This is a genomic window from Aeromonas sp. QDB11, from assembly GCF_027705265.1.
Classification (GTDB): domain Bacteria; phylum Pseudomonadota; class Gammaproteobacteria; order Enterobacterales; family Aeromonadaceae; genus Aeromonas; species Aeromonas allosaccharophila.
In genome coordinates, this window is record NZ_JAPDBM010000003.1 from 1 (window position 1) to 11,941 (window position 11,941).

Annotated in this window: 10 protein-coding genes; all 10 read right to left on the reverse strand. The window is 53.3% G+C overall.

The window, feature by feature from the left end; genetic code table 11:
* Nucleotides 1-59: 59 nt before the first annotated feature.
* Nucleotides 60-3,668 carry a pilus assembly protein gene (locus OKC40_RS01475; protein WP_270793910.1) on the reverse strand — a complete coding sequence of 1,203 codons (3,609 nt, stop codon included), beginning with the start codon at nt 3,666-3,668 and terminating at the stop codon, nt 60-62.
* 10 nt (nt 3,669-3,678) lie between these two features.
* Nucleotides 3,679-4,116, reverse strand: coding sequence for a type IVa pilus pseudopilin TppD (tppD, locus tag OKC40_RS01480; protein WP_270793911.1), 438 nt, complete (start codon nt 4,114-4,116; stop codon nt 3,679-3,681).
* Nucleotides 4,113-5,108: a PilW family protein gene (locus OKC40_RS01485; RefSeq protein WP_234604388.1), complete on the reverse strand. Its 996-nt coding sequence runs from the start codon at nt 5,106-5,108 to the stop codon at nt 4,113-4,115. The genes tppD and OKC40_RS01485 overlap by 4 nt, the downstream gene beginning before the upstream one ends.
* Nucleotides 5,105-5,674, reverse strand: a complete 570-nt coding sequence (pilV, locus tag OKC40_RS01490) for a type IV pilus modification protein PilV (protein WP_042059698.1) — start codon at nt 5,672-5,674, stop codon at nt 5,105-5,107. Before pilV ends, OKC40_RS01485 begins: the two co-directional genes overlap by 4 nt.
* A gap of 3 nt (nt 5,675-5,677) precedes the next feature.
* The gene (locus OKC40_RS01495; protein WP_042059696.1) at nt 5,678-6,082 is read right to left on the reverse strand and encodes a type IV pilin protein; all 405 of its coding nucleotides are present in this window, start codon (nt 6,080-6,082) and stop codon (nt 5,678-5,680) included.
* A 110-nt stretch (nt 6,083-6,192) separates the two neighbouring features.
* Nucleotides 6,193-7,128: a 4-hydroxy-3-methylbut-2-enyl diphosphate reductase gene (ispH, locus tag OKC40_RS01500; protein WP_270793912.1), complete on the reverse strand. Its 936-nt coding sequence runs from the start codon at nt 7,126-7,128 to the stop codon at nt 6,193-6,195.
* On the reverse strand, nt 7,128-7,580 hold the full coding sequence (gene fkpB / locus OKC40_RS01505; protein WP_042059691.1) for an FKBP-type peptidyl-prolyl cis-trans isomerase: 453 nt from the start codon (nt 7,578-7,580) through the stop codon (nt 7,128-7,130). Before fkpB ends, ispH begins: the two co-directional genes overlap by 1 nt.
* Nucleotides 7,577-8,074 carry a signal peptidase II gene (lspA, locus tag OKC40_RS01510; RefSeq protein ID WP_005340447.1) on the reverse strand — a complete coding sequence of 166 codons (498 nt, stop codon included), beginning with the start codon at nt 8,072-8,074 and terminating at the stop codon, nt 7,577-7,579. The genes fkpB and lspA overlap by 4 nt, the downstream gene beginning before the upstream one ends.
* Entirely contained in the window at nt 8,074-10,935 is a 2,862-nt protein-coding gene (ileS, locus tag OKC40_RS01515; protein ID WP_270793913.1) for an isoleucine--tRNA ligase, read from the reverse strand. The genes lspA and ileS overlap by 1 nt, the downstream gene beginning before the upstream one ends.
* Nucleotides 10,935-11,909 carry a bifunctional riboflavin kinase/FAD synthetase gene (ribF, locus tag OKC40_RS01520; RefSeq protein ID WP_270793969.1) on the reverse strand — a complete coding sequence of 325 codons (975 nt, stop codon included), beginning with the start codon at nt 11,907-11,909 and terminating at the stop codon, nt 10,935-10,937. The genes ileS and ribF overlap by 1 nt, the downstream gene beginning before the upstream one ends.
* Between the last annotated feature and the right edge of the window lie 32 nt (nt 11,910-11,941).

The following is an 11,941-nucleotide window of genomic DNA, read 5'->3' on the forward strand; positions in this document are numbered from 1 at the left end:
AAAATCGTACTTGGCGCCGCTCAACTGATCGATACTTGATCAACTAGCGCAAAGAATGATCATGCGTCGGCCCTGGTACAACGTTCAGGCTCTCCCTTTCCATCATCCGTGAGGATGACCTCCTTGCCCGGAGCACCACCTATAATCCTGATCCGCCCATCATCCCCACCATGAATAACCAGATCATCAGCGACCTTATTTTGCACCTCAACGTAACGCTGAATAACTTCCTGATTGTTGCTATCCAGCACATATTTGAATGATGTACCGTAATGCATATCAATCATATACTGACGCATGGCACCGATTGATTGAATCGTACATTGCTGGAAGTCCTGAACCTGAGGCAGGAAAGAAGTGAAATAGAGCTTTCCTTGCAACACCAAACCAGCCCCCATTGATTTTTCACCACTTTCATTGAGCCAGAATTTCCATCCCAACTTGCTGGTCAAAGCCTTGGTTGTATTTACGATCTGATCTTCATTCAAACCGATAAATGGATCGCTGGTCACATCGTAGAGATCGCTCAACGTGATACTTGATGGTACCGAAGGTTCTGATGTTGCGCCAAACAAGGTCGGATTGACATTGTAGTCACGTAACATCACATACACATTTTGGGTTATTGCTTCCGAAGAAGGACGATTGCGATCACCACTTCCTATCAACACGGCATCAAACGGGCGTTCACTGTAGAGATAATTTGTACCATCATATTTCCAACCTTTGTTGATGGTGCGTACCAATACAGGTTGAGTAAAGAAACGGCGATCATCTTCCAACTTTTTGGCTGTTCCACTCAAATGAGCATTCCCCAAACTGGCGAACTTGATGGCCGTCCACTTGGGTTTATCTGTTCCTTTCAAATCGATACGCCAGATCTGACCACCGGTATCGCCTGCGTAGATCCGATCTGTAAGACCATCCCCATCACTGTCCAGTACAGAGACCGAGCCTGGCATGCTGTAAACCATGCCTGCAACCTGCTTGTTCGTTGCACTAGTTGCATCCGGAGTGAAGCTGAACAACAGAGTACCAGCTTCAGCATCAACGATATAAATACCCAACCCTTCACTGTCTTCAACCCCTTGCCCCAAATAGCTCTTTGATTGGTCATACCCCCCAGAGAATATCAGAACAGGCTTATAGTTTTTTTTACCAGCGGTTTCTGTGTAATACCCGGGGATAAAAGCTACCTCAGGGATCGACCAGGTTTCACCGAGCCTGCCAAAGCCAGCACTATTTTTGTCCAACCGCCACATCAGCGAGGGAGAATCCGGATTGGATATATTCAAAGCATAATAGGCCTTGCCACCGCCCCGTAACCCGGTAAATAACCATACCTTATCACCTTGTGACGACTTGATATGACCATCTTTAACTTGCTCATTGACCAGCACGGTAGGTGATGAATCCACTCCATAGAGATGCACCGATGAATCCAGGTTCTCTCGCAACGCTTTCTGATTAGCGATAAATTGATAAGGCATGGCGGCCCAGCTTTCATCAACGGTGGTACCGCTGTCTTTGAACATATGCAAGAAGCCAGCATTGGTTCCCATCACGATTCGCAGGTCAGGTGTGCACGATGTCTGTCCTGTTAACTTTGTACAACCATAGTTGATCACTAATGGCCGAGAATGCAGAGGATCACCAAGAATATGCTCCCGAATATCCGTTTTGCTTCCATCCTGATTTTCATCAAAAGCATCCCCCCCCTTGACCCAATTAAGCAGATCATCCATGTTATCAGTGCTATTGAGGCTCATTACTGTGCGTAACTGAGTCGCCCCACCCGCCATACTTTCAAGGTTAGACTTGCTAAATGCGATTAATGCATTTGTGGTGCTTGTGGAAGGCGGAATCATATAAATATTACGATTAGTTTTCGCTGCCAACATCTCTTGTATCCCCCCCTCAGCAACCTTGTTGCCATCGCTGGTTGAGGACCAGAAGGTTATCGCAGCTTCAAGAATAGTCCCGTCGCTAGCGATCGCAGGCATACCACTTTGATCAACCACATATCCTTTTTCAGGGGCTAAAGCCAGCTTTTTCAGATTCCCTTTCCATCTCGGGCCAGCCCCCGGTTCAAACATGGCATAGTAAATATTATTCAGGCTACGAGTACGGTCAAAGTTATTGGTGGCAATTGCTGGCGAGACAAGTGAGGTGTTCATTTTTAAAATCGCTAATAATGAAGACTTCAACGCCTCGTTCAACTGAGTCGCATCGGTGGCAGGATAATATTTACCACCACCACGGCGAGCAGTCTCTGCCAATAATGTTCCAGCCCCCGTGATAGCCTCATCACCGAAACCTACGGTAAAGGTAGTGACCGTCTGCTTACCAGTCGCAGATGTATTTACATCATTATTCTTCATATATCCAGCCAAAGCAGCTAGATAACTCTGCTCTTTATTATAAGCTGAGCCATAACCAACGGTGCCGCTATAGCTTGGTTTATTAGGGTCAGTAGAACCATTCAACAATCCCTTAACCAAATTATCGGCAGCAGAATCATAGGTTGGAGCACCATCAGTCATATATATAACATAACCATTATTTGAGCATTTATCGTAAGGTGATTTATATTTACCAGTCGACACCTCAGCATTAGGATCTCGCTTTGGATTACGATTGGAATCATCATCACCAAAATACACGTCGCCACCACCAAAATAACGATATGCTTCATACATAGTCTCACATAAAGGCGTCCATGTATCTGAACTTAAACTATTAGCCTTATCAATGATATCTTGCGCACCAGTTTTTCCGCCACTCAATATAGCGTCATTCCCAATAATACTTCGAATAATACGACCACCATTCCTACCACTACTATCATTATAGTTAAATACGGCCAAGCCAAAATCAACAGCAGGGGTTGTCCGAACTAGCTCTCTCAGTGCCTGCTTGGCAACATTAAGTCTCGTAGTAGGTATTGTGTTGGGTGCATAATACCAACGCAGGTAATTTGCGGTGTATAGGGTAAGATTAAGGTCATTATTATTTGCTGGCGAAGTGGTTGCTGTGACAGACCAAGGCTTTGATACCACGGCAACTGTACCAGACGTATTTATTGGGTAGCCTGTAGTTGTCCCTGACACAGATTGATATGTGTTTGTAAACCCAGCATTGCTAACATTCTTTTCATTAAAGTCCTGTTTGCAATCCACCAGATTAATCGTATCTTGCATATATGAGTTTAATTGCAACCAACTTCCTTTCCTATTTGCATTACTTGTACCCGTAACAACATAGTTCCAAAAAATTGAAGTGAACGCGCCTGACGAATTCAAAGTTGCATCAGAGGTTGCGCATGCGTTTTTATTTTTCAGAAATCGCTTTGAATTGCTTGAGTTGAGCGTTTTTGGCGGTGTTCCTGTAGTGAAGTAGATATAATCATTACTTCCATCATCAGATGACAAAGCTGGATAAGTAAATTCCGGATCATATTCCTCTTTTGCCATCAAGGTAGTGTCAGCCATACTGCCAGAGTTATCGAATATAAAAAGCACTTTAGGCCGGAAGTCCCCCGCCTTTGCAAAATCGTAAATAAATAACTCGGTATCATCTGAATAACCAGTGCCCACAGCCAAAGATGTGCTGGATATTCCACTACACAACACCAGCAAGCTTGTTAGTACACAGTTCCTGATGTTCATATTCTGCCCCCTAATTGGCACTGAGCAAGGGTTGTTCTACCCCGGCAGTAAAGATCATTTGGCTATTCACTTTGCCATAAGCACTGGATGTGGTCGCTTCAGCATAACGACAGGCTGGTGTTACATTCTGGCTACTGGCTTCAAATTTACGTTTGCATACACTTTCGGTATTGATTGTCAGGGTGGTCGCAGGAGTGGTCGTACCGATTGCAGCTGAAGTGCCAATAGCCTGCGTTGCAATTTGTGTTGAGAGAGAAGTGTCACCCAATGCAGACTCTAGGGTACCTTCAACTTCGTGTTCTGCTCGTTGCAAACTGGCGCTAGAACTGGCCATTTTCAGACTCATACCGCTGGACTGCATGACGACTACGGCAATCAGCGTCAAAGGAACCAGAATGACCAGTGCGACTATCAATGCCACACCCTGATGTTTTTTAACCGTTCTCATGTTCCACCTCGGGTGGCAATTTGTTGATTGCGTAGCGCAATACTGCTCTCCAATAGCAGACGGCGATAACCATCACCGCCACCATTGACCGTAATATTACCGAGTTGATAGCTATTGTTATTCTTATAGCGACTTGATTCCCGATCGGATCTAATCAGTAAGAAGAGTCGGGCGCCCAATACTCGCCCTTCATTCCACCGCTGCGTTGTCATCTGATCCGTTGACATATATCGGTCGATACGTCCGTCAGGGATCAAGGAGTCGTCAACACCATACATCAGCACCATATGTTCAACCCCTTCAGCCATGGCGCCACCAATCAGAGAAGAACCACCATTGACGGTCAAATAGCGCTTGCGCAAAACAGGAATGCCATCTTCTTGCGACAGATAATAAATATAGTGCTGGTATTCCCAGACTTGGCTCTCATTATTAGCGCCAAATAGTGGTCGGGTTTCGCTCCCCTTGATGACTCTCGCTTCCTGACTATTGGCTGCCATATAAAAGCGGTTTGCATCCAATCCCTCTGATGCTGGTATAGGACGCCCCACCAATCGCTTGATGCTAATTACATCGCTATTTGCCACCCGATCAGCCGCGAGAATACAAGCAAACCCGGCAAGCCCTTTGCTGGCTGATACCCGACTGACCCATAGCCCTCTGATGGGACCAGCATTTGATGGCAAACTCCCCACAGAACGCTCATCCAGACAATCGCTACTGGCAGGAATAATACTGCCAGCACTGAGGGTCAGAGAGGATCCAACTTGTGTCGACTGGCCGGTATAAGCCCCAAAAAAGCCCGCCCATTTTATATCCTGGCTAATCAGCCGAATGGCTAATCGACCATTTTCCTGTAATTCGCTTTGATCAAATGCATCTTCAGAGCTTGAGCGAGACATAACAAAAACAGTGAATACCCCGGCCAAGAGGAATAGACCGAGCACCATGGCGACCAGCCACTCGACCAGAGTGAAACCGCGGGATTTCATAAGGTGGTCGTCAGAATAAACTGACGCCTCGCAAGATTGTTGACCGTTGACAATTGACACTCATTAATCAAGGTTGCTGCCGCACCGGCCGCCCCCCCATCGGATATATCTTGTTTGCCAGCCCAGAAGATCCCGACCGCCAGCACATTATTGGCTCGCCTCACCACACAACCGACCGGCGAGTTCAATGCGGAGGCCGCCCCCGTCACACTTGCTCCCAACAAGGCCTGCTGCCAATAGTGCAGGTCGGCATTACGTAAATCTGCCGCACTACACGCACTGATAGTGCCATCTGCTGCTGCGCATGTAGGTCGGGGTAAATTAGCGGCCAGATTAACCGTCACAGCGCCTGTAGCACTCCAGCTGTCACGATTTATCCGTACTCGTTCGACCATATCGTTAGCCAGCCAGCTGGCAATAGTGCGCTGGCGAGCTTCGTAACTGGCAAATTTGGAATGGGTTTGCAAAGCAACCAGACCGAGCAGCCCCAATGACAGGATCACTGCGGTGATCATTACTTCCAGCAGGCTGAATCCTCTCTGATGTGAAGGAGCATGAATGGCCATAGGCTATTCCCAGCAGCTATTGCTAGCTGTACCAGAGGCACTTTTGATGCCCATCTGATTAATGGAAAACACCGTGCAATCGGTATCCTTGGCCTGGGCAGTCGTCGCGCCAGCACTGGCTGACAAGGTGTAGGTGTTGCCTGATACGGCAATGGACAATTGATACAAACCGGTCTCAGACGCACTACTAATACCAAGTGCCGCAGCAGAAGATGCGTACTGATTGAAATCCATAAAATAGGTTTCTTGCCGATTGGCCGCATTCAACAACATGGCCTTGGCTTCGACACGGTGACTGCGCAGCACATATTGCTGATAAGAGGGGTAGGCGATGGTGCCGAGGATCGCCACGATGGCGACGACAATCATCAGCTCAATAAGAGAAAAGCCACGAGAGTATCCAATCATATCCCATCCTTGGTGACTGACTGCTTTATAAGTTTAACGCCGAGCCTGTCACTAGAACAAACTCGGCGTCATTATTAACACACTTTATTCTTAAGCCTTCCTGGCTGCACTCAAATTATTCTAAGTTCGGGAGGAACCTCAAAGACTACGTTCTCTTCACGGCCGGGATGCTCGGCGACTACCTTGCCACCCAGCTCGCGCAGGCGCGTGATGACGGATTGCACCAGCACCTCGGGTGCCGAAGCGCCGGCAGTCACGCCGATCGCCTTCACCCCTTCCAGCCAGCTTGCCTCAATCATCGACGCATCGTCGATAAGATAGGCGCTGGCGCCCACCTTCTCGGCCAGCTCGCGCAGACGGTTGGAGTTGGAGGAGTTGCGAGACCCCACCACCAGCATGACGTCCACCAACCCCGCCATCTCCCGCACCGCATCCTGACGGTTCTGGGTGGCGTAGCAGATATCGTCCTTGCGCGGCCCCTGGATCTTGGGAAAGTGCTTGCGCAACGCATCGATGACGTCAGAGGTCTCATCCACGCTCAGGGTGGTCTGGGTGACAAAGCAGAGGTCATCCGGATTCTTCACCTTGAGCTTGGCCACATCTTCCGGTGTCTCCACCAGATACATGCCGCCTTCGCGATTCTCATACTGCCCCATGGTCCCGATCACCTCGGGGTGACCGGCGTGCCCGATCAGCACAGCCTCGGAGCCCTTGCGGCTGGCGCGATGAACCTCCATGTGCACCTTGGTCACCAGCGGGCAGGTAGCATCGAACACCTTGAGGGCGCGGGATTTGGCCATCTCGCGCACCGTCTTGGCCACGCCATGGGCGGAGAAGATGACGATGCTGTCATCCGGCACCTCATCGAGCTCCTCGACGAAGACCGCCCCCGCCTCCTTCAGCTTGTTCACCACATAGCGGTTATGTACCACTTCGTGACGGACATAGATGGGGGCGCCAAACTTCTCCAGCGCGCTCTCGACAATGCTGATGGCGCGATCGACACCGGCACAAAAACCGCGAGGGTTAGCGAGCAGAATATCCATTAGTGCACCTTCTCCTCATCATCAACGCCCAGGATCTCCACCTCGAAGGTGACGGTATGACCGGCCAGCGGGTGGTTGAAATCGACCGTGACCGACATCCCGGCTACCGCCCGGATGATACCCGGCAGTTCGCTGCCGTTGGGCTGATCGAACAGGATGATGGTGCCGACTTTTGGCTCCACATCGGCGCCAAACTTGGCACGGTCGAGATGGTAGATGTTGTCGGGATTGGAGAGACCAAAGGCCTCTTCCGGCGCCAAAGTGAAGCTTTTGCTCTCCCCTTCGCACAGGCCCAGCAGGCACTGCTCGAAGGTGGGAGTCAGGCTGCCATCGCCCATCCGCAGGCGGGCCGGCTTGCCGTGCAGCGCCGTGCTGTCGGCAACCGAGCCATCTTCCAGCTTGATGGAGAAGTGGAACAACACGCTGCTGTTAGCGGTGATCTGCTGGCTCATGCCTGCTCCTTTTTCTCACCACGGAAACCGTCCAACACAATCATGGCGGCCCCGATAAAGATAAAGCTGTCGGCTAGGTTGAATGCCGGCCAGTGCGCACGCTGCCAGTAGAAGTCGAGGAAATCGACCACATGACCCAGCACCAGTCGATCAAAGACGTTGCCAAGGGCGCCGCCGATGATGAGTGAATAGGCGATACCGCTCCAACGCTGGGTCACCGACTGCTTGCGCAGCCAGTGGATCAGCAATCCACAAATGGCAAAGGCGAGCACTGCGAAGAACCAGCGCTGCCAGCCCCCCTGATCAGCCAAAAAGCTGAATGCGGCGCCCTTGTTGTAGACGTGAACCAGATTGAAGAAGGGGGTGATCTCCACCCCCGGGTAACCAAATGGCAGCAACTTGACCACGGCGAGCTTGCTCGCCTGGTCCAGTACAAAGGCCAGCACCGCCAGCCACAGCCAACGCAGGCCGCTTTTATGTTGAGTCATGTTCATCAGGCAAATTGACGCGTTTCGCCGTCACCCTCAACGTTGGTGACACAGCGACCACAGATCTCTTCGTGACCCGCGATGGTGCCCACGTCTTCCACATGGTGCCAGCAGCGGTCGCACTTGGCAGCAGCAGACTGGGCCACGCTCAGCCACAGGTCATCACGCTCGGTCGCCACAGAGCCTTCCGGCGCAGTGTCAGCCACCACCACCTTGGCCTTGGAGGTGAGCAGCACGAAGCGCAGCTCATCGGCCAGGGCGTTCAGGCGCGCAGCCAGCTCCGGCTTGGCGAACAGGGTCAGCTCAGCCTGCAGGGAGCCGCCGATACGCTTCTCGCCACGGGCCACTTCCAGCGCCTTGTTCACTTCACCACGCACGGTGAGGATCTCGGCCCAGAAATCGTCGTTGAGGGTTTCACCCGCTTCCAGACCGAACAGGCCGTCGTACCACTCTTCGGTGAAGACGAACTCGCCGCGCTCACCCGGCAGCAGTGCCCAGATTTCATCGGCGGTGAAGCTCATGATCGGCGCCATCCAGCGCACCATGGCCTCGGCGATGTGATAGAGCGCGGTCTGGCAGGAGCGACGGGCCAGGCTGTCAGCCTTGGCGGTGTACTGACGATCCTTGATGACATCCAGATAGAAAGAGCCCATCTCGATGGAGCAGAACTGCATCAGCTTCTGGGTCACGCCGTGGAAGTTGTACTCGTCGAACGCCGCCATGATCTCGGTCTGTACCGCTTTGGCACGACCGACAGCCCAGCGATCCACCACCACCATGTCGGCAGGAGCAACCATGTCGGTCGCCGGATTGAAGCCGTTCAGGTTGGCCAACAGGAAGCGGGCGGTGTTGCGAATACGACGATAAGCATCGGCGGAGCGCTTGAGGATCTCGTCGGAGACGGTCATCTCACCGGTGTAGTCAGTGCTCGCGACCCACAGACGCAGGATATCGGCGCCCAGCTTGTTCATTACGTCCTGCGGGCTGACCACGTTACCGATGGACTTGGACATCTTGCGACCCTGACCATCCACGGTGAAGCCGTGAGTCAGCACCTGGTTGTACGGGGCCTTGTCTTTCATCGCCACGCCGATCATCAGAGAGGACATGAACCAGCCGCGGTGCTGGTCAGAGCCTTCCAGATACATGTCGGCCGGGTTGCCATTGAACTCGGGACGGGCATCAACCACGGAGGAGTGGGTTGAACCGGAGTCGAACCAGACGTCCAGGGTGTCAGGCACCTTGTCGTACATGTCGGCATCGCTGCCCAGCAGCTCGGCCTTGTCCAGATCCCACCATGCCTGGATGCCGGACTGCTCGACCCGCTTGGCCACTTCGTGCATCAGGCGCACGGATTCCGGGTGCAGCGCCTGAGTCTCTTTGTGGACGAACAGGGAGATAGGCACACCCCAGGTACGCTGACGGGAGATACACCAGTCAGGACGGTTCTCGACCATCGCCTGAATACGGTTTTTACCCCAGGCCGGTACCCAGCCGCTCTGGCCGTGCTGTTTGATACCATCCTTCTCGATACGCTCGATCTCTTCCAGCGCACGCTGGCGCAGACCCTTCTGTTCCATGCTGATGAACCACTGCGGGGTGGCACGGAAGATTATCGGGGTCTTGTGACGCCAGCAGTGCGGGTAGGAGTGGTTGAACACCTTGTGATGCAGCAGGGCGCCACGCTCGGTCAGCACCTCGACCACGGAGGCGTTGGCCTTGAATACGTGCTGGCCGGCAAACAGTTCGGTATCCGGCAGGTAGACGCCGTTGCTGCCAACCGGGTTGGCCACTTCCAGACCGTACTTCTGACCGACCACAAAGTCTTCCTGACCGTGGCCAGGGGCGGTGTGGACGGCGCCGGTACCGGCATCCAGGGTGACGTGATCACCCAGCACCACCGGCACGTCGAAGCTGTAGAAGGGGTGGTTGAATCGCAGCAGCTCGAGTGCCGCGCCCTTGGCGTAGCCCAGATTGTGGAACTGCTCGATACCGGCACGATCCATCACGTCCTTGACCAGCTCGGCGGCCATGATCAGGCGCTCGGGGTTCTCGCCTTCCACCTGCACCAGCGCATAGTCGAGGTCGGCGTGCATGGCGATGCCACGGTTGGCTGGCAGGGTCCACGGGGTAGTGGTCCAGATCACCGCAGAGATCGGGCCCTTGCCGGTGTGGCCTTCGGCGCAATCAAACTTGGCGGCAACGGTTGCCTCATCGACGGCCTTGAAACGCACATCGATGGAGGGAGAGTTCTTGTCGTAGTACTCCACTTCGGCTTCAGCCAGCGCGGAGCCACAATCGGTACACCAGTGCACCGGCTTGGAGCCTTTGTGCAGGTGGCCGTTTTCAACGATCTTGGCCATGGAGCGGATGATGTTGGCTTCGGTGCCAAAATCCATGGTCAGGTAGGGATGTTCCCAGTCGCCCAGCACACCCAGACGGATGAAGTCGGTCTTCTGCGCTTCGATCTGGGTCTTGGCGTATTTGCGGCACTCGGCGCGGAATTCGGCAGCGGAAACCTTCTCGCCCGGCTTGCCAACCATGCCTTCAACTTTCAGTTCGATAGGCAGACCGTGGCAATCCCAACCCGGCACATAGGGGGAATCGAAACCGGAGAGGCCCTTGGACTTGATGATGATGTCTTTGAGGATCTTGTTGACCGAGTGACCGATGTGAATGTTGCCGTTCGCATAGGGGGGGCCATCATGCAGAATGAAAGAAGGCTTGCCCGCTTTGGCGCGGCGAATAGCGCCGTAGAGATCCTGATCGTACCAACGTTTCAGCATGTTGGGTTCGCGCTTGGCCAGATCGCCACGCATCGGAAACTCGGTTTCCGGAAGATTCAGGGTGTGTTTATAGTCGCTCATCAGTCCTGGGTTCCCTTCTTTTCTAAAAGAGTGCTGGGTAAATTGAATTGTGGCAGCCCGAACCAGGCTCGGGCCGCCAGGGCATCTCGTTCGATCTGCTCTTTCAAGGCAATGAAAGAGGCAAACTTCTGCTCTTCGCGCAGCTTGTGGCGAAGCAGCACCTTGACCTGCTGACCATATAGATCACCAGAAAAATCAAATAGATGTACTTCCAATCTAGCTTGTGTACCGCTCAAGGTCGGCCGTACACCCACATTGGCTACACCGGGGAAGGTCTTGCCGGAACATATCACTTCCACCGCAAACACGCCACCGACCGGGATCACCTGGCGCTTGAGGGCCAGATTGGCGGTGGGAAAACCTATGGTGCGCCCCAGCTTGTCGCCGTGGGCCACCCGTCCGCTGATGGTATAGGGACGGCCAAGCATCAGCTCCACTTCCGCCATCCGGCCCGCCTTAAGGGCCTCGCGCACCAGGGTGCTGCTGACCCGCTGCCGTTCGAGCTGGAAGCTCTGGGTACTGATCACCTCGAACCCGAAGCGATGGCCCGCCTCTTCCAGCAGGTGGAAGTCCCCTTCCCGCCCCTTGCCGAAGCGAAAATCGTCGCCAACCACCAGATAGCGAACCCCGAGCTTCTCCACCAGCAACTGCTCGATGAAGGTCGCAGCCGCTTGCTCGGCAAAGCGATGGCTGAAGCGCACGCAGAGCATGCGGTCGATCTGCAGCCCCCGAAGCGCTTCATACTTCTCCCGCAACCGGCTCAGCCGGGCGGGCGCCGCCGTGCCGGCAAAAAGCTCCAGCGGCTGCGGTTCGAACAGCATGACGCAGGCGGGCAATCCCAGCTGGGCCGCTTTCTCCTTGAGACGTGCCAATACCGCATGGTGACCCTGATGTACCCCATCAAAGTTGCCAATGGTCAATACACATCCCCGGTGACGGGGCTTGAGATTGTAAATGCCGCGAATAAGCTCCATCAGTGCCTTGTGCGTTGCTGCCATGGAAATCG